The organism is Kitasatospora sp. Root107 (genome assembly GCF_001424875.1).
Taxonomy (GTDB): Bacteria; Actinomycetota; Actinomycetes; order Streptomycetales; family Streptomycetaceae; genus Kitasatospora.
In genome coordinates this window covers 129,658-150,583 of sequence record NZ_LMCT01000002.1, presented here as the reverse complement: position 1 = coordinate 150,583, position 20,926 = coordinate 129,658, and the positions used below count along the sequence as shown (strand labels likewise).

The following is a 20,926-nucleotide window of genomic DNA, read 5'->3' as shown; positions in this document are numbered from 1 at the left end:
ACCGACGGTTGTCAGAGGAACGTCCGCCCCTCGCCCCGGTACGTCGGCACGGTGTCCACCACCCGGTCGCCCTGGATCAGGTGCAGCTCCGCGAAGCGCTCGCAGAGCTCGCCCGCCTTGGCGTGCCGGAACCAGACCCGGTCACCGATCCGCAGGTCGTCCGCCGCCGACCCGAGCAGCGGCGTCTGCACCTCGCCCGCCCCCTCCTGCGGGTCGTACTTCAGCCCGGCCGGCAGGTAGGGCACCGGCGAGCGGTCGGGACCGGCCGCGCCCGAGGCGGGGTAGCCGCCACCGAGCACGGTGACCACGCCGAGCCCGGGCCGGCGGACCACCGGCTGGGCGAACAGTGCGGCCGGACGCCCTTGGAACGAACGGTAGTTGTCGAACAGCCGGGGCACGTACAGTCCGGACCCGGCGGCCACCTCGGTCACCGCTCGCTCGGCCACCGTGCTCTCCACGCTGCCGGTGCCGCCGCCGTTCACGAACTCGAGATCGGCCACCTCGCGCAGCCGCCGCACCACGGCGGCCCGCCGCACGGCCAGCTCGCGCCGGGCCCTGCTCTGCATCGTCCGGATCATCCGGGAGCGCACCGGGCGGCCCGCGATCAGGTCGCCGACGCCCGCGATGTGGCCCTCGTACGCCATCAGCCCGACCACCCGGAACCCCGGGCGCTGCTGCACCAGTTCGGCGAACGCGCCGAGCGCCTCGGGGGTGCGCAGCGGCGCCCGCCGGGCGCCGACCCGGATCCTGCCGCCGAGCAGTTGGAGCGAGGTGTCCAGCTCCAGGCAGACCCGGACCTCCTCGTTGCCGGTACGGGCGGAGTCGATGAGGTCGAGCTGCGCGGGGTCGTCGAGCAGCACCGTGACGGTCGCGGCCAGCTTGGGGTCACCGGTCAGCTCGGCGAACCCGGACCGGTCGGCCGACGGGTAGGCGAGCAGGATGTCCTCGAAGCCCTCCCTGGCCAGCCAGATCGACTCGGCCAGCGTGAAGCTCATCACCCCGGCGAAGCCGTCCATCGCCAGCACCCGCTCCAGCAGCGCCCGGCAGCGCACCGACTTGCTGGCCACCCGGACCGGCTTGCCGTTCGCCCGGCGCACCAGGTCGGCCGCGTTGGCGTCGAAGGCGTCCAGGTCCACGACCGCCAGTGGCGCGTCGAGGTGCGCGGTGGCCCGGTCATAGCGGGCTCGGTCGGCGGCGAGGCCGGGAACGGCATGGTTGACCATGGGCGCAGACTGCCACACGTCCGTACTCATGGGTAGGGGTGTCAGCCCGTCAGCTCGGCCGTCAGTGCCCCGGTGGCCGCCTCGGCCAGCTCCTGCACGGTGTCGATCCCGCTCTGCTGGTCCGCCGAGCCCTCGCTGAGCACCGCCACCAGCAGTTCCCGCCCGTCGTGGGTGACCCGGCCGATGCTGTTCACCACCCAGAGCCCGGTGGCCGAGCGCGGCAGCCAGCCGTTCTTCAGGGTGTACGCGCCGTCCTGGTCGGCTGCCGAGACGCCCCAGTCCTGATCGGTGGCCACCTGGCCCATCAGGACCTGCAGATACCCCTGCCGGTCGGCCTCCAGCGGTGAACCGGTCCCGAACACCACCTGGAGCAGCCGGAGTTGGTCGGTGGCGGTGGTCTCGGTCAGCCCCCAGTGGCCGTCCGCCCCGGCCGTGGTGCCGGTCAGTCCGAAGGCCAGGTTCGCGGCATCGAGCCCGGCCGCCTCGCCGACCGCCGTGTAGAGCGTGTCGGCGGCGGTGTTGTCGCTCTGCTCGATCATCAGCGTCGCGGCCGCCCGCTCGGCGGTCGTCAACTCCCGCCCCGCCTGCTGCCGTTGCCAGAGCAGCGCGGCCAGGATGTCCGCCTTGACGATGCTCGCGGTGACGAACGAACCGGTCCCGTACGAGGCGCTCACCCCGCTCTCGGTGTCCAGCACCGCGACGGACACCGCACCCTGGGCGGCCACCGCCGCAGCGGCGGCTCGGACGGCGGGGGCGGGGTCGGGCGGGGCAGCCGACGCGACTGCGGGCTGGACGTTCGCCACCGGGGCCGAACCGCTTGGCGAGGCCTGGACGAGGTAGAGCTTCGGCGCCGCTGATGGGTCCGGGCTGAGCTGGTGGTGAGCACCGGCTGAGAATCCGCCGGCCTGGTTGGCATACGCTCACCGGGTGGACCAGAAGAACATCCCGAACCCCGGATTCGCCGACGACGACGGCACTGCCGACCCGCGCCTGAGCGCCGCCCTGGCCGCCTGGTCGGCCGACCGGACCGCCTCGGCCGCCGAGTCCGAGCTGCTGGCCGCGCTGACGGCCAGTCGGCTGATGGTCCCGATCGTGGCCCTGCTCGGCGAGGTGGAGACCGACGCCAACGGGCTGAAGCACGAGAAGACCAGCGACATGGCCGTCCCGCTGATCGAGGCCGCCGACGGACGCCGGGCGCTGCCCGCCTTCACCTCACTGGAGAGCCTGGCCCGCTGGCGGGCGGACGCCCGTCCGGCACCGGTGGCCGGACCGCAGGCTGCGATGGTCGCCTACTCCGAGCGGGCCGACACCCTGCTGATCGACCCGGCGGGGCCGGTGTCGTACTCGGTTGCCGGGGCCCGGCTGCGGGCGCTCGCCGAGAACCGGCGCTACCTGCCGCCGGTCGAGGACCCGGAGGTGCAGGCGGCGGTCGCGGCGCTGGTCGCGGCCGAACCGGCCGTCCTGCGGTCCGAACTCCGTCCGGGCACCGAGACCGACGTGGTGCTCGCGCTCGCCCTCGCCGACGGCACACCGGTCCAGGAACTGGCGCAGCGTCTCGCCACGGCCCTGGCCGAGGACCCGCTGCTCCGAGTGCGGCTCAACCGGGGGTTGGACCTCGCCCTACTGCGCTGATACTTCTGCAGGTGCTCCGGTTTTACGGTCCGGGGGCTCGGGGAACTGCGAAAGTGCCTGACCACCTACGTATGGATCACCTTTTTCGAGGTCGGCGTCGCAGTTCCCCGAGCCCCTGGCGTGTGCCACTTGGGCGTCTGCCCGAATCAGCTGTAGACGGGCCCCGTGAACTTCTCGCCCGGGCCGGTGCCGGGGGCGTCCGGGACGAGGGAGCCCTCGCGGAAGGCGAGCTGCAGGGAGCGCAGGCCGTCCCGGAGCGGTGCGGCGTGGAAGCTGCTGATCTCGGGGGCTCCGGCGGTGACCAGGCCGGCCAGGGCGGTGATCAGCTTGCGGGCCTCGTCGAGGTCTTTGTCCTTCTCGCCGCCCTCGGCGAGCCCGCACTTGACGGCGGCCGCGCTCATCAGGTGCACCGCTACGGTGGTGATCACCTCGACCGCCGGGACCTCGGCGATGTCGCGGGTGAGGTCGTCGAAGCCGATCTCGTCGTTGGGGGTGCTGTCGCTCACGGGGGCTCACTTCTCAGTGGAAACGGGTACACCTGGGAGCGTACAGAGGAGCGGACCGCCGTCCGGCCACCGGCCCGGGGCCCGGAATACCACCCTCGGCGGAAACGCTGTATGCTTCGAGACTGACCGGCCAGGAGACCGCAAGGTAGCCCGGCCAGCAAGTGGAGGCTCCACTCACAGGAGGCCCGAGAGGGCAACCGCGAAAGTCTCCCACCCGATCGTCCTCGCGGTCGACGGGTCCGGTCCGCGACACCTGAGCCGCAAGGTTCCAGCGAGTCGCCGAGCAGCGCACTTCGCGAGAAGGGTGCCGCCCCCCGGTTGTGGAGCCCCGCTTGTACCGAGCGGGGCTTTTTTCGTGTCGCGGTGCGTACGCCAGTGGGCAGCGCAGCACGAATGAAGCCCCGCCCAGTGGTCGAGTCCACTACGTGCGACCGCCTTCCGACGGCCGCATCGCAGAAGGTGCAACCAAGGAGGCCCCATCAGCACCGAGCCCCGCATCAACGACCGGATTCGCGTCCCCGAGGTGCGACTCGTCGGTCCCAGCGGCGAGCAGGTCGGCATTGTGCCGCTTGCCAAGGCGCTGGAGCTCGCGCAGGAGTACGACCTCGACCTGGTCGAGGTCGCGGCGACCGCCCGGCCGCCGGTGTGCAAGCTCATGGACTACGGCAAGTTCAAGTACGAGTCGGCCATGAAGGCCCGTGAGGCGCGCAAGAACCAGGCGCACACGGTCATCAAGGAGATGAAGCTCCGGCCGAAGATTGACCCGCACGACTATGACACCAAGAAGGGTCACGTCGTTCGGTTCCTCAAGCAGGGTGACAAGGTCAAGATCACGATCATGTTCCGTGGTCGCGAGCAGTCCCGCCCCGAGCTGGGCTTCCGACTGCTGCAGCGGCTGGCGAACGATGTGCAGGACCTGGGCTTCGTGGAGTCCTCGGCCAAGCAGGACGGCCGAAACATGATCATGGTTCTTGGTCCGCACAAGAAGAAGACCGAGGCGATGGCCGAGGCTCGTGCGATCGCCGACGCCCGCAAGGCGGAGCGTCAGGGTCGCACCGGTAGCTTGGACGACGTCCTGGACGACGCCGACGACGCCGCTCTCGAGGCCGAGAACGCGGCGCTCGAGGCGGAGGCGGACGACGACGACGACACCGATGAGGTGGACGTCGACGAGACCGCCGAGGTCGAGACCGAGACCGCCGAGGTCGAGAAGCCGGCCGAGACCACTCAGGAAGCCTGAGCGGTTCGGTCAACGAGGTAGTGGGGCGTCCCGCCCCACCCACCAGATCCATCCAGTCCCCGCCCGCGCGGCAACGCGCGGGCGGGGGCGGACCGACGAGGAGATACGGCGACATGCCGAAGCAAAAGACCCACAGCGGCGCCAGCAAGCGCTTCAAGATCAGCGGCTCCGGCAAGGTGCTGCGCGAGCGTGCCGGCCGTCGCCACCTGCTCGAGCACAAGCCGTCGACGCTGACCCGCAAGCTGGCCGGCACCGTCGTGGTTTCCCCCGCCGACGTGAAGAAGATCAAGAAGCTTCTCGGCAAGTGATCGCCTCCTGCGGCCGATGGCCGCAGGACCCCGGCTGATCCTTTCCGACCCATTCGTTTACGGACCGCGTGAAGTAGTCCGTGGTCCAATCCAAGGAGTAATGAAGTGGCACGCGTCAAGCGGGCAGTAAACGCCCACAAGAAGCGCCGGGTCATCCTCGAGCGAGCGAAGGGTTACCGCGGCCAGCGGTCGCGCCTGTACCGCAAGGCCAAGGAGCAGGTCACCCACTCGCTCGTTTACAACTACAACGACCGCAAGAAGCGCAAGGGTGACTTCCGCCAGCTCTGGATCCAGCGCATCAACGCTGCGGCCCGTGCCAACGGCATCACGTACAACCGCTTCGTGCAGGGCCTGAAGATCGCGAACGTCGAGATCGACCGGAAGATGCTGGCCGAGCTGGCCGTCAACGACCCGGGCGCGTTCGCCACGCTCGTCGAGGTCGCCCAGAAGGCGCTGCCCGAGGACGTCAACGCCCCGCGCGTCGCCGCCTGAATCTGATCCTTCCGAGGATCGGCAGCGCAGCTGACTCACACAGACCCGCAGGTTCGCCTGCGGGTCTGTGTGCTTTAGCCCCTCCTGACACACCGTCACCGCGTCACCCCAGAGACGAGACCATGCAGAGCACCGAACCTCCCCTGCTCACCTCCCTGCGTTCGCCCCGGGTGATCGCCGCACGCAAGCTGGCCAAGCGCAACCAGCGGAGCAAGGAGCGGCGCTTCCTGGCCGAGGGCCCGCAGGCGGTGCGCGAGGCGGTCGCGTACGGGCGGCTGGCGGGCTCGGGGGAGCACGCGGTGGTGGAGATCTACCTCACCCTGGAGGCGGCCGAGCGGCACGCCGAGATCGTGGACGCGGCGCTGGCCGAGGGCCTGCCGGTGCTCACCGCGACCGACGAGGTGATCGGCGAGATCTGTGACACCGTCACCCCGCAGGGCATCGTGGCGCTCTGCCGCTTCCTGGACACCCCCTTCGAGCAGGTGCTCGGGATGAAGCCGCAGCTGGTCGCCGTGCTGGCGCACGTGCGCGACCCCGGCAACGCGGGCACCGTGCTGCGGACCGCCGACGCGGCCGGGGCGGACGCGGTGATCCTCACCGACGCCTCGGTGGACCCGTACAACCCGAAGGCGGTGCGGGCCTCGGTGGGCAGCCTGTTCCACCTGCCGTTCGCGGTCGGCGTGCCGGTCGAGGAGGCGGTCGCCCGGCTGCGGGAGGCCGGCGTCCGGGTGCTGGCCGCCGACGGCGCGGGGGACCGGGACCTCGACCAGGAGCTGGACGAGGGCACCCTCGGCGCGCCCGGGGCCTGGGTCTTCGGCAACGAGGCCTGGGGCCTGCCGGAGCAGACCCGCGCACTCGCGGACGAGGTGGTGCGCGTGCCCATCCACGGACACGCCGAGAGCCTCAATCTCGCTACGGCCGCCGCCGTGTGCCTGTACGCCTCCGCGCGCGCCCAGCGGTCTCCCGGAGGGTGTCGCGCGAAGGGGTAGGGGCGCTAGGGTCGGACAGTGGGGGCACGTACACGGTGGGTAAGGCCCGGAGGGTCTAAGGGGAGGGCAACCCATGGTCGGCACCGAACTGGACTTGGACGACCTGCCGGACGGGCTGGTGGTCGCCGACGCGTCCGGCGCGGTGGTCCGTTTCAACCGGGCCGCCGCCCGGCTGACCGGCGTCCGGCCCGAGGCGGTGCTGGGCATGCCACTGGAGCAGGCACTGCCGCTGGAGGATCTGGACGGCCGCCGCTGGTGGCCGTTGACGGACCCGTACGGCGGCCTGCCGATCCGGACCGGGCAGCCCGAGCGGAATCTGTTACTGCCCGGCAGCCGGGAGGTGCTGGTCTCCGCCCGGTACGTCCGGGAGCAGCCGCGCGGTCCGGTCCGGCAGGTGGTGGTGGCGCTGCGCGGCACCGAGGCGCGCCGGCGGACCGAACGCAGTCACGCCGAGCTGATCGCCACCGTGGCCCACGAGCTGCGCTCCCCGCTGACCAGTGTGAAGGGCTTCACCAAGACGCTGCTGGCCAAGTGGGAGCGGTTCACCGACGGCCAGAAGCGGGTGATGCTGGAGACCGTGGACGCGGACGCCGACCGGGTCACCCGCCTGATCGCCGAGCTGCTGGACATCTCCCGGATCGACGCCGGCCGGCTGGAGCTCTACAAGCAGGTGGTGGACCTGCCGGCCGCGGTCCGACGGCACGTGGACGGCAAGCTGGCGGCGGGCATCGCGGCCGACCGCTTCGACATCCGGATCGAGCAGCCGCTCACCCAGCTCTGGGCCGACCCGGACAAACTCGACCAGGTACTCGCCAACCTGCTGGAAAATGCCGTGCGGCACGGTGAGGGAACTGTCACGATCGAGGTGGCGCCCGCCAAGGAAGTGGTCGAGAGCGCCGGTCGGGAACGAGTCCTGGAAGGGACGGCGGTGACGGTGAGCGACGAGGGCAGCGGGATTCCGGAGGAGTCCATGCCGCGCGTCTTCACCCGCTTCTGGCGCGGCTCCAAGCGCGGCGGCACCGGCCTCGGCCTCTACATCGTCAAGGGCATCGTGGAGGCCCACGGCGGCACCATCCGGATCAGCCGGGCGCCCTCCGGCGGCGCCTGCTTCCGATTTATCCTGCCCGCCGGAGTGCCCGACTTCATGTTGTAGGAAGTCCAGGCCCGGCGGGCGGTTCGCAGGCTGCGACTACACTCGACCTTTGCGTTGTGAGACGCCCTGCGCGGCTGTGCCGCGGACACCCTTCCTGAGACACGGGAGCGGCTGCCCGTGCCCCGGCCACGCAGTGCGTAGCGCAAGGGCCAGGCACCCCTTCACGAGCAGGAGCACGGGAAAGATAGCGATGTCGGCACCCAATAAGTCCTATGACCCGGTAGAGGTCGAGGCACTCAAGCCCGAAGAGGTCGAGCGCGCCCGGGACGAGGCCCTCGCGGCCTTCGCCACGGCCGGCACCCTCGAGGAGCTCAAGCAGGCCAAGGTCGCGCACACCGGCGACCGTTCGGCCCTGTCGCTCGCCAACCGCGAGATCGGCGCGCTGCCCCCGCAGGCCAAGGCGGCGGCCGGCAAGCTGATCGGCCAGGCCCGCGGCGCGGTGAACCAGGCGCTGGCGAAGCGTCAGGTCGAGCTGGAGGCGGAGCGGGACGCCCGCGTGCTGGTCGAGGAGGCGGTGGACGTCACGCTGCCGTACGACCGCACCCCGCGTGGCGCCCGGCACCCGCTCACCACGCTGGCCGAGCGGATCGAGGACACCTTCGTCGCGATGGGCTACGAGGTCGCCTCGGGCCCCGAGGTCGAGGCCGAGTGGCTCAACTTCGACGCGCTCAACCTGCACGAGGACCACCCGGCCCGGTCGATGCAGGACACCTTCTTCGTCCAGGCCCCGGACGGCTCCGCCGACTCCGGTGTGGTGCTGCGCACCCAGACCTCCCCGGTGCAGATCCGCACCATGCTCGACCGTGAGCCGCCGCTGTACGCGGTGAGCCCCGGCCGGGTCTACCGGACGGACGAGCTGGACGCCACCCACACCCCGGTGTTCCGCCAGGTCGAGGCCATCGCGGTGGACGAGGGCATCACCTTCGCCGACCTCAAGGGCACCATCGAACTGCTGGTCGAGAAGCTGATCGGCGGCGGCCTGGAGCTGCGCTGGCGGCCCTCGTACTTCCCGTTCACCGAGCCGAGTGCCGAGATCGACCTGCAGTGCTTCGTCTGCCGGGGCGAGAGCGTCGGCAACCCGGACCGCCCCTGCCGGACCTGCTCCTCCGAGGGCTGGATCGAGCTCGGCGGCTGCGGCGTGGTCAACCCGCGCGTGCTGGTCGCCTGCGGGGTGGACCCGCAGGTCTACAGCGGCTTCGCGTTCGGCCTGGGCCTGGAGCGCATTCTGATGAACCGCCACAACGTCGCCGACATGCGCGACATGGTCGAGGGTGACGTCCGCTTCACCCTCCCGTTCGGGATGGAGATCTGATGCGCGTCCCGCTTTCCTGGCTGCGCGAGTACGTCGACCTTCCGGCGGGTGAGAGCGGCCGCGACGTCGCCGCCCGCCTGGTCCGCGCCGGTCTCGAGGTGGAGACCGTCGAGCAGCTCGGCGCCGACCTCAAGGGCCCGTTGGTGGTCGGTCAGGTGCTCTCGATCGAGGAGCTGGCCGGCTTCAAGAAGCCGATCCGGCACTGCTTCGTCAACGTCGGCGACGCCAACGGCACCGGCGAGCCGCAGGAGATCGTCTGCGGCGCGACCAACTTCGCCGTCGGCGACAAGGTGGTCGTGGTGCTCCCGGGTGCCGTGCTGCCAGGACCGTTCCCGATCGCCGCCAGGCAGACCTACGGCCACACCTCGGCCGGCATGATCTGCTCCGCCCGCGAGCTGGGCATGGGCGACGACCACAACGGCATCATCGTGCTCCCGCCGGAGTACGAGCCCGGCACCGACGCGATCGAGCTGCTCCAGCTGGTCGACGAGGTGCTGGACATTGCGGTCACCCCGGACCGTGGCTACTGCCTGTCCATGCGTGGGGTGGCCCGCGAGGCCGCCGCCGCGTACGGGCTGCCGCTGGCCGACCCGGCGCTGCTCGACGTGCCCCCGGCCAACTCGTACGGCTACCTGGTCAAGGTGGCCGACCCGGTCGGCTGCGACCGCTTCGTGGCCCGCACCGTCACCGGTGTGGACCCGGCCGCGCAGTCGCCGCTCTGGCTGCAGCGCCGGCTGCAGAAGTCGGGCATCCGCCCGATCTCGCTGACCGTCGACATCACCAACTACGTGATGCTGGAGGTCGGTCAGCCGCTGCACGCGTACGACCGCAGCCGGGTGGACGGGCCGATCCAGGTCCGCCGCGCGGCCGAGGGCGAGACCCTGACCACGCTGGACGGCGTCAAGCGCAAGCTCTCCGCCGAGGACCTGCTGATCTGCGACAACTCCGGCCCGATCGGGCTGGCAGGTGTCATGGGCGGCGCCTCGACCGAGATCGTCGACCCGGTGACGGACCCGGAGACCGGTGTCACCACCGGTTCGACCGAGATCATCATCGAGGCCGCGCACTTCGAGCCGGTCACCATCGCCCGTGCGGCGAAGCGGCACAAGCTGCCCTCCGAGGCGTCCAAGCGCTTCGAGCGCGGCGTCGACCCGGAGGCCGCCCGGGCCGCCGCGCAGCGCGCGGTGGACCTGCTGGTGCTGATCGCCGGCGGCACCGCCGAGGCGGGCGTCACCGACATCGCAGCGCCGCACCCGGTGCGCACCATCGCGATCCACGCGGACCTGCCGGACCGGGTCGCGGGCACCGAGTACGGCCGCGAGACCGTCACCCGGCGTCTGCAGGAGATCGGTGCCACCGTCGCGGGCGCCGACATCCTCGAGGTCACCCCGCCGAGCTGGCGGCCCGACCTGACCGACCCGTACGACCTGGCGGAGGAGGTCATCCGGCTGGAGGGGTACGACAACGTCCCCGCCCGGATGCCGATGGTGCCGCCGGGCCGGGGTCTGACGGAGGCTCAGCGCTTCCACCGTAGGACCGGCGTGGTGCTGGCCGGTGCGGGCTTCGTCGAGGTGAACAACTACCCGTTCATCGGTGAGGCCGCGCTGGACGCGCTCGGCCTGGACGCGGGCGACGCCCGCCGACGGACCGTCAAGCTGGTCAACCCGCTCAGCGACGAGGAGCCCTCGCTCCGCACCTCGCTGCTGCCGGGCCTGCTCGGTGCGCTGCGGCGGAACATCGGCCGGGGCAACACCGATCTGGCGATCTTCGAAATGGGCACGGTCTTCCTGCCCAAGGCGGAGCTGTCCGTGGCGCCGCGACTGCCCGTCGACCGCCGTCCGAGCGCGGAGCAGCTGGCCGAGCTGGACGCGGCCCTGCCGCACCAGCCGCGCCGGGTCGCCGTCGCGCTGGCCGGCGAGCGGCTGCCGTCCGGCTGGTGGGGCAAGGGCGCCGGCGCCTCCTGGGCGGATGCCGTCGAGGCGGCCCGTACGGTGGCCCGCGCCGCCGGGGTCGAACTGACGGTCCGCCAGGCGCAGTACGCGCCGTGGCACCCGGGCCGGTGCGCCGAGCTCTCGGTGGCCGGCACCGTGGTCGGCCACGCCGGTGAGCTGCACCCGCGGGTCATCAAGGCGCTGCACCTGCCGGAGCGCACCTGCGCGATGGAGGTCGACCTGGACCTGCTGGGCGCCGACCTGTCCGGCCGGGTCTCGGGCCCGCCGGTCTCTGGCTACCCGGTGGCCACCCAGGACGTGGCGCTGATCGTCGACGCCGCCGTCCCCGCCGCCGAGGTGGAGACCGCGCTGCGCGACGGGGCGGGCGAACTGCTGGAGTCCCTCCGGCTGTTCGACGTCTTCACCGGCGAGCAGGCGGGCGAGGGCAAGAAGTCGTTGGCGTACACGCTGCGGTTCCGGGCCACCGACCGGACGCTGACGGCGGACGAGGCCACGGCCGCCCGCGAGTCGGCGGTGGCAGTCGCCGCGTCCCGTACGGGTGCGGTGCTGCGCGGCGCCTGACGGCTGTCTGTGCAGGTCAGCAGGGCCCTGTCCCCGGTTCGCCGGGGGTGGGGCCCTGCTTTCGTTCTGGGTCCAACTGCTGGAGTTTTGGTGTGAGTTGTGGCTTGGCTCTTGCGGTGCGGGTGGTGGGCGCGCTTCAATCTTCGTCAGTTAGGAAAGTTTCCTAATTTCCCCGGCTTACGGAGCGCCCCCATGCACGCGCTGAACCGTCGCACCGCCATCACCGGCCTGCTGGCCGCCACCGTCTCCCTCACCCTGCTCGGCGGTACCTCGCAGGCCGCCGCCGTCGGGCTGGACGACCCCGCGAAGAAGGAGATCGCGATGAAGCTGGTCTCCAGCGCGGAGAACTCCTCGCTGGACTGGAAGTCCCAGTACAAGTACATCGAGGACATCGGCGACGGCCGTGGCTACACCGCGGGCATCATCGGCTTCTGTTCCGGCACCGGCGACATGCTCGACCTGGTCGAGTACTACACCGAGGTCAAGCCGGGCAACGTGCTCGCCAAGTACCTGCCCGCGCTGCGCAAGGTGGACGGCACCGAATCGCACGCCGGCCTCGGCTCCGCCTTCGAGCGCGACTGGGCCACCGCCGCCAAGGACTCGACCTTCCAGCAGGCCCAGAACCACGAGCGCGACCGGGTCTACTTCAACCCGGCGGTCAAGCAGGGCAAGGCCGACGGCCTGCGCGCGCTGGGCCAGTTCGCGTACTACGACGCCATCGTGATGCACGGCAACGGCGGCGACTCCACCAGCTTCGGCTCGATCCGCAAGCGCGCCCTGGCCAAGGCCAAGACCCCGGCCCAGGGCGGCGACGAGACCACCTACCTGAACGCCTTCCTGGACGCCCGGAAGTGGGCCATGCAGCAGGAGGAGGCGCACAGCGACACCAGTCGGGTGGACACCGCCCAGCGGGTCTTCCTGAAGGCGAAGAACTTCGACCTCAACCCGCCGCTCAAGTGGAAGGTCTACGGCGACAGTTTCAGCATCAACAGCTGACGGATAACGTTTGGAAATCCGGCCGGGAGCTATGGTCCGATGTCCGCTGCGATCCCGCCACCCGGTGGGCACCACAGACTGGACACCTCCGATCATGCACTCCGACGGCACCACCACCGCGCAGCCGCCCCAGTGGCAGGGCCCGCCACCCGCCCTGACGGCGTATCGGTCGCCGCGCGGCCTCGCGGTGGCGGCCTCGATCCTGGTCGGGGTGGTGGCGCTCGCCGACCTGCTGGACGCCGCGATGGCCTTCGTGGTCCGCGGTGACTACCAGCGGCTCGTCGACGAGCCGGGGCTGTCCGAGGACGTCGCGGTCAACAACGCGGTGGTGTGGGCGGGAACGTCCATGCTGGAGGTCGTGGCGCTGGTGGCCGCCGGCGTGGTCTTCGCCTGCTGGTTCGTCCGGATCCGGAAGAACGCCGAGCTGCTGGCCCCGCAGGCCCCGCACCGTCGGGGTGCGGGCTGGGTGGTCTGGGGCTGGATCGTCCCGGTGGTCTCGTTCTGGTTCCCGTTCCAGATCGCCCGGGACTGCTGGCGGGCGAGCGCACCGAAGGGTGATCCGTGGGGCTCGGAGCTGGTGCTGCGCCTCTGGTGGGCGGCGTGGCTGCTGTCGCTGGCCGTCGGCCAGGCCGCCCAGCGGCTCCTCAGCGCTGCGGAGACGCCGGAGGCGTACGTCACCGGCTTCGGGGTGACCCTGGTGGCCGACCTGGTGGACGTGGTCGCGGCGGTGCCGGCGATCCTGGTGCTGCGCCGGCTGACGGCGCTTCAGGACGCCACGGCGGTCCGGGCCGCAGCGGAGTACCGACCGGCGGCCTCCTGGCAGTGGCAGGCCTGACGGGCGGTCGATCGGGGGCGTGGGCTTGTGGGAGCCCGCGCCCCCGATCTCCTTTCCCTCAGCAGCCGTTCAGCACCGAGGTCAGGGCGGACTTCTCGGCGCTGTCGATGGTGAGGTGGTAGTAGTACTTCACCTGCACCCAGGCGCGCACGTACGTGCAGCGGTACGCGGTGCGCGGCGGCAGCCAGGTGGCCGGGTCCTGGTCGCTCTTGCTCTGGTTGCTGTTGTCGGTCACCGCGATCAGCTGGGGCCGGGTCAGGTCGTTGGCGAAGGCCTGCCGCTGGGCGGTGGTCCAGGCCCAGGCGCCGGAGCGCCAGGCTTCGGCGAGCGGGATCATGTGGTCGATGTCGATGTCACTGGATGCGGTCTCGGTGATGCCGTCGTACTGGCTGTACCAGGAGCCCGAGGTGGCGGCGCAGGTGGAGCTGGTGACCACGTTGACGCCGTCCCGCTTGAGCACCGTCTCGCGGGTGTCGCAGTAGCCGGAGACGGTGCTCCAGTGCGGGAAGAGCGCACGGTCGTAGGTCGAGGCGTGCGAGTCGGCGGCGACGGTGAGCGAGGCCAGGTAGGTCCGGGCGGTGGCGGCCGACACGGGCGTCGGCAGGGCGGCCTGGGCGGGGGCGGCGATGCCGAACAGGGTGGCCGAGGCCAGCATGACGGCACCGGCCGCAGCGGCGGCGCGACGAACTCGGGACATGGCGAACTCCAGTACTCGACAGGGGAGTTGGACCACCCGGGGGAGTCGGGTGGATGCGCTCCGCCATCATGGGGGGCCACTGGTTTACGCGGGTAGACCCGGGAGGTAAATTTCTGACGGTGACTCTTCACCGAAGCTGCCTGCGGATGCGGTCGGCGGGGGCAGCGGTGATCCTTGGAGGGTCCGATCGCTGCACAGGAAGGACCGAGCCGTGTTCGAAAAGCTGAAGAGCATGATCAAGGGCCACGAGGACACCGTGCGGACGGGAGTCGACAAGGCGGGCGACGCGGTCGACGAGAAGACCGGCGGAAAGTACAGCGGCCAGGTCGACACCGCGCAGCAGAAGCTCAACGAACAGCTCGGCACCCAGGAGCCGCCCGCACCGCAGTAAGGCGCGCGTGACAGGGCCCCGTACCGATCCCGGTACGGGGGTGGGGTCAGGCGCTCGCGGTGTAGTCGTAGAAGCCGCGGCCGGACTTGCGGCCCAGCAGGCGGGCGTCGACCATCCGGGAGAGCAGCGGGGGGGCGGCGTAGAGCTGCTCCTTGTACTCGTCGTACATCGAGTCGGCGATGGACAGGATGGTGTCCAGGCCGATCAGGTCGCAGAGGCGGAGCGGGCCCATCGGGTGGGCGCAGCCGGCCTCCATGCCCTTGTCGATGTCGGAGGCGGTGGCGACGCCGGACTCGAACATCCGGACGGCCGAGAGCAGGTACGGCACCAGCAGGGCGTTGACCACGAAGCCGGCCCGGTCGCGGGCCCGGATCGGCTCCTTGCCGAGCACCTGGACAGCGAAGTTCTCGGTCCTCGCGGTGGTCTCGGCGGAGGTGGTGAGGGTCGGGATGACCTCGACCAGGCGCTGGACCGGGGCGGGGTTGAAGAAGTGCAGGCCGATCACCTGCTCCGGGCGGGAGGTGGCGGAGGCCAGCTTCACGATCGGGATCGAGGAGGTGTTGGAGGCCAGGATGGCATCCCGGCGCTCGATCACCTGGTCCAGAGTCTGGAAGATCTTGTTCTTGATCTCCTCCTGCTCCGCCACCGCCTCGACCACCAGGTCGCGGTCGGCGAAGTCGCCCAGGTCGGTGGTGAAGGCGATCCGGGACAGGGTCTCGGCGCGCTGCTCGTCCGTCAGCTTTCCGCGCTGGACGGCGGTGGCGAGCGAGTTGCCGAGCCGGGTCCGGCCGAGCTCCAGGGCCTCTCCACTGGCCTCCGAGACCAGCACGTCCAGGCCCGAGCGGGCGAAGACCTCAGCGATGCCCGACCCCATGAGGCCGCAGCCGACTACTCCGACGCGCGCGATGTCACTCACTCAGTTGCCCTCTTCACGGTGGAGCTGGGGGTGCCCAGCATGCGTAACAGCGGAGGCGCGCCGGTGTCGTGGCCGTACGTGCCGCCCGGACGACGGTACTACCCGGCTACCGACGAGTTCATCTCCGGTCCGGGATGTGATCTTCGTCGGGTGCTGCGGGTACGAATGCTGAGCCGATCGGATGACAAGCGGCCCGGTCGGCCCCCGTGATCCAACTCGGGTGGCCGGACGGCCCGAAGAATACGGAGCAGTCGAGGAGGGAGCACGTACGCATGCCTACGGGATCACTCGCAGGACAGGTCGCGCTGGTCACCGGGGCGGGCCGCGGGATCGGGCGGGAGATCGCCATCGGGCTGGCCGCCGAGGGGATGGCGGTGGGGCTGGTCGGCCGCAACCACACGACGCTGGTGGAGACCCTCAGGCAGTGTGTGCGGCACGGCGCGCGCGGGGTCGCCGTGACGGCGGACGTGACCAGGCCGGGTGCCGTCCGGGAGGCGGTCCGGGCGGTCGAGCGCGACCTCGGGCCGGTCGACCTGCTGGTCAACAACGCCGGTCAGGTGGACCGGGAGGAGGTGCCGGTCTGGGAGACCGACCCGTCCCAGTGGTGGAAGGTGGTGGAGACCAACCTGCGCGGCCCGTACAACCTGCTGCGCAGTGTGCTGCCGGGGATGGTCGAGCGCGGCCGGGGCCGGGTGGTGAACCTCAACTCCGGGTTCGCGCTGCGGCCGGACGGGCACTACACCGCGTACGCCACCTCCAAGGGCGCGCTGCTCCAGCTCTCCGACAACATCGCCGACTCGCTGGCCGAGCACCACGTGGTGGTACTCGACATCAGCCCGGGCGCGGTGCAGACCGAGATGACGGCCGGCATGCCGATGTTCCAGGACATGAAGGCCTGGGGGAGCATCCCGTACATGGTGGCGGTCACGGTGGACGCGGCCCGGGGGCGGTTCGACGCGCTGCACGGTCGGTTCATCCACGCGGGCCGGGACAACCTGGAGCAGCTGGTGGGTAGGGCCGAGGAGATCCGCGAGGCGGATGCCAGGACGCTGCGGCTGCGGCCGTACGGCGAGGACGACCCGATGGGCTGAGAGGGCTATTTTCGTCCTATTGACGATAAAGGGGTCGAGCCCTTATCGTCATGGGGACGATTAAAGCTGTCCAGAGGGGGACTCCATGGCCGACATCACCAGGCGCTTCGGCTTCCGGCATCTGCGGGCCGCACCGACCTCGCACGTACGGCACCTGCGCCGGGGGCAGCTCGCCCACGACGGCACCGGGCTGGCGTTCTGGTTCCGGCCGCGCACCGCCGCGATATCCGAAGTGCCGGCCGACGACCGCGAGTTGGCGATGCTGTTCCACGCCACTACTGCGGACTTCCAGGACCTCACCGTCCAGGCCGCCGTGACCTACCGGATCGTGGACGCTGCGGTGGCCGCGACCCGGGTGGACTTCGGCATCGACCCCGACACCGGTCGCTGGCGGGCCGAGCCGCTCGACCAGCTCGGCACGCTGCTGACCGACATCGCCCAGCAGTACGCGCTGGAGCTGATCGCCCGCACCTCGCTCGCCGAGGCGCTGGCCGACGGCATCACCGCGCTGCGGAACCGGATCAGTGAGGGCCTGGTCGACGAGCGGCGCCTGTCCGAGACCGGGCTCTCGGTGGTCGCGGTGCGGATCACCGCGCTGCGGCCCGAGGCCGAGATGGAGCGCGCGCTGCGTACCCCGACCCGCGAGCAGGTCCAGCAGGACGCCGATGCGGCTACGTACGAGCGGCGGGCGGTGGCGGTCGAGCGGGAGCGCGCGATCGCCGAGAACGAGCTCGCCAGCCAGATCGAACTCGCCCGCAGGGAAGAGCAGTTGGTCGAGCAGCAGGGCGCGAACGCCCGCCGGCTGGCCGAGCAGAACGCGGCCGCCGACGGCATCAGGGCCGAGGCCGAGGCGGTCCGCCGGACCCGGCTCGCCGCCGCCGAGGCGGAGGCCGCCCGGATCCTGGCCAGTGCGCAGGCCGACTCCGACCGGGACCTCGGCGCCGCAAAGGCCGAGGCCGAGGCCGCCTGGCTGGCGGCGCACCAGCAGGCAGGCCCCGAGGTGCTGCGGGCACTCGCGCTGATCAGGCTGGCCGAGCACCTGCCGAACATCGACAGCATCACGCTCACCCCCGACGTGCTGACCGGCCTGCTGACCAGGCTGAGTGCCGACCGGTGAGCCTGGCACCCCGGGTGGTGCTGGTGCACCGCCGCACCGAGTACGAGGAGTTGCTCGCCCGGCACGGCTCGCGCGGACAGGCGTCGTTCTTCACCGGCTCGCGCGGCCGCTCGCTGGCGGAGGTGGAGGAGCGCCACCACCGTTCGCTGGCGGCGCTCGCCGAAGTGGCCGGCGCGGTGCCGCTGGACTGGCGGCGCAGCCGGGTGGAGCGCGCCGACCTGGACCGCTTCCTGTTCAGCCCCGAGGACCTGGTGGTCGTGGTCGGTCAGGACGGGCTGGTGGCCAACGCCGCCAAGTACCTCTCCGGCCAGCCGGTGATCGGCATCGACACCGAGCCGGGCCGCAACCCCGGCGTGCTGGTCCGGCATCGGCCGGACCAGACCGGACGGCTGCTGCGGGCCGCCGTCGGGCCGGACGGTGAACGGCAGTTGGAGGAGCGCACGATGGTGGAGGCGGTCGCCGACGACACCCAGCGGCTGCTCGCCCTGAACGAGATCTACCTCGGCCAGAGCGGCCACCAGACCTCCCGCTACCGGCTCGCCGCCGGGGACGGGCCGGAGGAGGCACAGGCCTCCTCGGGTGTGCTGGTCGGCACCGGGACGGGGGCGACGGGGTGGTGCCGCTCGGCCGCACTGGAGCGGGGCAGCGCGCTGCCGCTGCCCGGGCCGACCGCCGCCGCGGTGGCCTGGTTCGTCCGGGAGGCCTGGCCCTCGCCCGCCACCGGCACCGAGCAGGTGCAGGGCCTGCTGGCGCTCGGTGAGGGGCTGACCCTGACGGTCGAGTCGGACCGGCTGATCGCCTTCGGGGACGGCGTGGAGTCGGACGCGCTCCAGCTGAGCTGGGGTCAGACCGTCCGGGTGGGGGTGGCGGCGCAGCGGCTGCGGCTGTTCGCCTGACGGCTGCTCACTCTCGGGAGGGAGGCCGTTCACGCCGGTGGGGGAGGGCGGGGCGGTGCTCCGGGCGGCAGAGTTCTCGGTGTCGGGAGGGGCCCGACGCGGGGAACGGGAGGTAGCCATGGGTGCTGTTGGGATGCTGCGGATTGCTGCTGGCGTGCTGGCCGGTGCGATGGTGATCGGTGCGGCGCCCACTGCCTCGGCCTCGGTCGTGGCTGGTGCGGACACCTGGCAGGGTGGGTTGGACAGCCTGGTCGCCGCCGGCGCCACCTCCGCGATCGCCGAACTCCGGCAGGACGGGCGCACGGTGTGGCGTGGCGGCGCGGGGGTGAGCGAGCTGGGCAGCGGGCGGCCGGTGGCCGAGCAGGGGCGGTTCCGGATCGGCAGCGTGACCAAGCCCTTCGTCGCCACCATCGTGCTCCAACTGGTCGGCGAGGGACGGCTTGCGCTCAGCGACACGGTGGAGCAGCACCTGCCCGGCCTGCTGCCCGGCGGCGCCGGGGTGACGGTCCGCCGGCTGCTCAACCACACCAGTGGGCTGGCCGACTTCACCAAGCACCCCGACCTGGCCTTCACCGACGAGGAGTCGATTCGCCGCTGGGTGGCCGAGGGTCGCTGGGACGGCTACCAGCCGCGCGAGTTGGCGGCGCTGGCCGCGGCGATGCCCGTACGCTTCCAGCCCGGTGAGCGCTGGGAGTACTCCAACACCAACTACGTGATCGCCTCGATGCTCGTGGAGCAGGTCACCGGCCACCGCTGGGAGCAGGAGGTCCGGGACCGGATCGTCCGCCCGCTCGGCCTGCAGCACACCGACTTCCCCCGGGACTCCGCCCGGATCTCCGGCCCGCACGCACACGCCTACTTCGACCTGCCGGAAGGCCCGGCCGACGTCACCGAGTTCAACCCCTCCGCCGTCGGCGCGGCCGGGTCAGGCCTCTCCACCACCGCCGACCTGAACCGCTTCCAGTCCGCCCTGCTCGGCGGCGAACTCCTGCGCCCCGCCGAGCAAGCCGAGCTGCTGCGCACCGAGACGGTCCGCCCCGGCGTCGGCTACGGGCTCGGTCTGCAGCGGATGGACTCGCCGTGCGGGCCGCTCTGGGGCCACACCGGCAGCACCAAGGGCTTCCAGACCGCGATGGTCGGCACGGCGGACGGCCGCCGGCAGGTCAGCGTCTCGTACGTCCCGTACGACCACACCAAGGGTGCGGTCCAGCAGAAGGCGCTGATGGGGCTACTGGTCGGCTCCCTCTGTGCCTAGACCGACCGGCGGTTGGGCCGGGCCGGGGCCGAGGGTGGTGGTGCCGGGGGCGGCCCGGTGGCCCAGGCCGGTGCGGTAGACGTCGAGGGCCAGGTCGGTCCGGCCGGTGCGGCGGTAGAGGTCGCCGAGCAGGCGGCAGAGGTCGGCCAGATCGCCTGCGGCGCCGGTCTGTTCGAGCAGCGAGAGGGCGCGGACGTAGTGCTCCTCGGCGTCCTCCGGGGTGCCCTGCTCCTCGGCGATCAGGCCGAGCAGGCGGTGCGCCCCGGCGGCGTGCACGGCGCCCCGGTGCGGGCCGAGGCGGTCGAGCAGGGCGTGCAGCAGGTGGCCCGCCTCCTGGAGGCGGCCCCGGCGGCGGAGCACGTCGGCGAGCTCCACGTCCACCTGATGGGTGAAGAGTTCGGCCTGCTGGACGGTCAGCATCTGGCGGGCGGTGCGTAGTTCGTGCTCGGCCTGATCCAACTGGCCTGCCTGGGCGTGCACGTAGCCGCGCATCCAGTGGCACTTGGCCAGGTCGGAGCTGAGCCTGAGCCGCTGGTAGAGCTGTTGGGCGCGGGCGAGCGAGGCGTCCGCCTCGGTGATCCGGCCGGCCGCGATCAGGGTCCGGGCGACGCTCCGGTGCAGCCCGGCGACCAGCGCCGGGTCGGTGGCGGTGGGGGCCAGCGCGAGCGCCATTTCGGCGGCCTGGGCGGCGCGGGTGTGCGCGCCCATGTCCATGTACGGGCCGATCACGGCGGCGTAGAGCAGCAGCAGGGCGTCCGGGTCGGGCAGCCCGGCGGCGTTCAGCTGGTCGATCGCGGTCTCCAGCAGGTAGCAGGAGTACCGGAGTTCGCCGGAGAGCAGGTAGGCCACGGCGCGGCCCCGGACGGCGGCGGCGCGCTGTGGCAGCGGCTGGTCGGCGAGCAGCTGTTCGGCCGCCTCGAAGTGCTCCCTGGCCTGTTCCAGCCGCCCGCTCTCCAGTGCGCACTCGCCGAGCCCGAGCAGGGCGGCAGAGCGGACGGCGGCCACCTCCTCGCGCTCGGCCCGCTCCAGCACGGCGGCGAAGCCCTCGGCCGCCGGGCCCGGCCGTCCGGCCGCGAGCAGGGCCTGGGCCTCGGTCAGGGCGAGCCGCAGTTCGGTGGCCAGCTGGGCGGGACGGCCGGTGGCCAGCTCGTCCTGGGTGACGCCGAGCCGCTCGGCGAGGTAGCGCAGGGCGGTCTCGGAGGGGCGGACCCGGCCGGCCTCCAGGGTGGAGACGTACGCGGCGGTGTACCCGTCGCCGGCCAGTGCCCGCTGGGTCAACCCGCGTTCCCGGCGCAGCTGTTGCAGCCGCTGCCCGATGGCTGCGGCGTCGGTCCGGACCGTCATGCCCACGTCCTCCCAGGTCA

General features: G+C 71.7%; 21 protein-coding genes. 15 read left to right on the top strand and 6 right to left on the bottom strand.

Annotation, left to right across the window (positions count from 1 at the left end; genetic code table 11):
• Window positions 1–11: 11 nt before the first annotated feature.
• Together ASC99_RS04165 and ASC99_RS04160 are read right to left on the bottom strand one after the other, a co-directional pair.
• Window positions 12–1,223 carry an amino acid deaminase/aldolase gene (locus ASC99_RS04165; RefSeq protein ID WP_057228335.1) on the bottom strand — a complete coding sequence of 404 codons (1,212 nt, stop codon included), beginning with the start codon at window positions 1,221–1,223 and terminating at the stop codon, window positions 12–14.
• Window positions 1,224–1,264: 41 nt separating this feature from the next.
• Window positions 1,265–2,026 (bottom strand): serine hydrolase, encoded by a 762-nt coding sequence (locus tag ASC99_RS04160; protein ID WP_057228334.1) that lies wholly within the window; start codon window positions 2,024–2,026, stop codon window positions 1,265–1,267.
• Between the two features lie 124 nt (window positions 2,027–2,150).
• On the opposite strand from ASC99_RS04160, the gene ASC99_RS04155 reads away from it, so the two are divergent.
• Window positions 2,151–2,855, top strand: a complete 705-nt coding sequence (locus ASC99_RS04155) for an SseB family protein (protein ID WP_057228331.1) — start codon at window positions 2,151–2,153, stop codon at window positions 2,853–2,855.
• A 146-nt stretch (window positions 2,856–3,001) separates the two neighbouring features.
• On the opposite strand, the gene ASC99_RS04150 is transcribed toward ASC99_RS04155, so the two are convergent.
• Window positions 3,002–3,361, bottom strand: coding sequence for a DUF1844 domain-containing protein (locus ASC99_RS04150; protein ID WP_057228330.1), 360 nt, complete (start codon window positions 3,359–3,361; stop codon window positions 3,002–3,004).
• A 478-nt stretch (window positions 3,362–3,839) separates the two neighbouring features.
• Between ASC99_RS04150 and infC the strand changes: the two genes are divergently transcribed.
• From infC to ASC99_RS04105, 9 genes are all read left to right on the top strand, one after another.
• On the top strand, window positions 3,840–4,601 hold the full coding sequence (gene infC / locus ASC99_RS04145; protein WP_082598068.1) for a translation initiation factor IF-3: 762 nt from the start codon (window positions 3,840–3,842) through the stop codon (window positions 4,599–4,601).
• Window positions 4,602–4,714: 113 nt separating this feature from the next.
• Complete coding sequence (rpmI, locus tag ASC99_RS04140; RefSeq protein WP_057228326.1) at window positions 4,715–4,909, top strand: 50S ribosomal protein L35; 195 nt, start codon at window positions 4,715–4,717, stop codon at window positions 4,907–4,909.
• 105 nt (window positions 4,910–5,014) lie between these two features.
• Window positions 5,015–5,401 carry a 50S ribosomal protein L20 gene (gene rplT, locus ASC99_RS04135; RefSeq protein WP_057228324.1) on the top strand — a complete coding sequence of 129 codons (387 nt, stop codon included), beginning with the start codon at window positions 5,015–5,017 and terminating at the stop codon, window positions 5,399–5,401.
• A 122-nt stretch (window positions 5,402–5,523) separates the two neighbouring features.
• Complete coding sequence (locus ASC99_RS04130) at window positions 5,524–6,390, top strand: RNA methyltransferase (RefSeq protein WP_057228322.1); 867 nt, start codon at window positions 5,524–5,526, stop codon at window positions 6,388–6,390.
• 73 nt (window positions 6,391–6,463) lie between these two features.
• On the top strand, window positions 6,464–7,543 hold the full coding sequence (locus ASC99_RS04125; RefSeq protein WP_057228320.1) for an ATP-binding protein: 1,080 nt from the start codon (window positions 6,464–6,466) through the stop codon (window positions 7,541–7,543).
• 190 nt (window positions 7,544–7,733) lie between these two features.
• Window positions 7,734–8,855, top strand: a complete 1,122-nt coding sequence (gene pheS, locus ASC99_RS04120) for a phenylalanine--tRNA ligase subunit alpha (protein WP_057228318.1) — start codon at window positions 7,734–7,736, stop codon at window positions 8,853–8,855.
• On the top strand, window positions 8,855–11,368 hold the full coding sequence (gene pheT / locus ASC99_RS04115; protein WP_057228316.1) for a phenylalanine--tRNA ligase subunit beta: 2,514 nt from the start codon (window positions 8,855–8,857) through the stop codon (window positions 11,366–11,368). The genes pheS and pheT overlap by 1 nt, the downstream gene beginning before the upstream one ends.
• 192 nt (window positions 11,369–11,560) lie before the next feature.
• Window positions 11,561–12,364 (top strand): chitosanase, encoded by an 804-nt coding sequence (locus ASC99_RS04110; protein ID WP_057228314.1) that lies wholly within the window; start codon window positions 11,561–11,563, stop codon window positions 12,362–12,364.
• Between the two features lie 94 nt (window positions 12,365–12,458).
• A complete protein-coding gene (locus ASC99_RS04105; RefSeq protein WP_057228312.1) occupies window positions 12,459–13,199 on the top strand; it encodes a DUF4328 domain-containing protein in 741 nt (246 codons plus the stop codon).
• A gap of 58 nt (window positions 13,200–13,257) precedes the next feature.
• Here the strand turns inward: ASC99_RS04105 and ASC99_RS04100 are convergent, their stop codons facing one another.
• The gene (locus ASC99_RS04100) at window positions 13,258–13,896 is read right to left on the bottom strand and encodes an HNH endonuclease family protein (protein WP_057228310.1); all 639 of its coding nucleotides are present in this window, start codon (window positions 13,894–13,896) and stop codon (window positions 13,258–13,260) included.
• A gap of 211 nt (window positions 13,897–14,107) precedes the next feature.
• Here ASC99_RS04100 and ASC99_RS04095 point away from each other — a divergent pair, with 211 nt between their 5' ends.
• The gene (locus ASC99_RS04095; protein WP_255359218.1) at window positions 14,108–14,287 is read left to right on the top strand and encodes an antitoxin; all 180 of its coding nucleotides are present in this window, start codon (window positions 14,108–14,110) and stop codon (window positions 14,285–14,287) included.
• 46 nt (window positions 14,288–14,333) lie between these two features.
• Here ASC99_RS04095 and ASC99_RS04090 read toward each other — a convergent pair whose 3' ends face one another.
• Window positions 14,334–15,203: a 3-hydroxybutyryl-CoA dehydrogenase gene (locus ASC99_RS04090; protein WP_082598066.1), complete on the bottom strand. Its 870-nt coding sequence runs from the start codon at window positions 15,201–15,203 to the stop codon at window positions 14,334–14,336.
• Between the two features lie 272 nt (window positions 15,204–15,475).
• Between ASC99_RS04090 and ASC99_RS04085 the strand changes: the two genes are divergently transcribed.
• The 4 genes from ASC99_RS04085 to ASC99_RS04070 all read left to right on the top strand — a co-directional run bounded on the left by ASC99_RS04085 (window position 15,476) and on the right by ASC99_RS04070 (window position 19,562).
• Window positions 15,476–16,294 carry an SDR family NAD(P)-dependent oxidoreductase gene (locus ASC99_RS04085; protein WP_057228306.1) on the top strand — a complete coding sequence of 273 codons (819 nt, stop codon included), beginning with the start codon at window positions 15,476–15,478 and terminating at the stop codon, window positions 16,292–16,294.
• An 85-nt stretch (window positions 16,295–16,379) separates the two neighbouring features.
• Window positions 16,380–17,411: an SPFH domain-containing protein gene (locus ASC99_RS04080; RefSeq protein ID WP_057228304.1), complete on the top strand. Its 1,032-nt coding sequence runs from the start codon at window positions 16,380–16,382 to the stop codon at window positions 17,409–17,411.
• Window positions 17,408–18,307 carry an NAD(+)/NADH kinase gene (locus tag ASC99_RS04075; protein ID WP_057228303.1) on the top strand — a complete coding sequence of 300 codons (900 nt, stop codon included), beginning with the start codon at window positions 17,408–17,410 and terminating at the stop codon, window positions 18,305–18,307. Before ASC99_RS04080 ends, ASC99_RS04075 begins: the two co-directional genes overlap by 4 nt.
• A gap of 118 nt (window positions 18,308–18,425) precedes the next feature.
• The gene (locus ASC99_RS04070) at window positions 18,426–19,562 is read left to right on the top strand and encodes a serine hydrolase (RefSeq protein WP_082598065.1); all 1,137 of its coding nucleotides are present in this window, start codon (window positions 18,426–18,428) and stop codon (window positions 19,560–19,562) included.
• Here ASC99_RS04070 and ASC99_RS04065 read toward each other — a convergent pair.
• Window positions 19,536–20,906: a helix-turn-helix transcriptional regulator gene (locus tag ASC99_RS04065; RefSeq protein ID WP_057228490.1), complete on the bottom strand. Its 1,371-nt coding sequence runs from the start codon at window positions 20,904–20,906 to the stop codon at window positions 19,536–19,538. The genes ASC99_RS04070 and ASC99_RS04065 overlap by 27 nt on opposite strands.
• Window positions 20,907–20,926 lie beyond the last annotated feature (20 nt).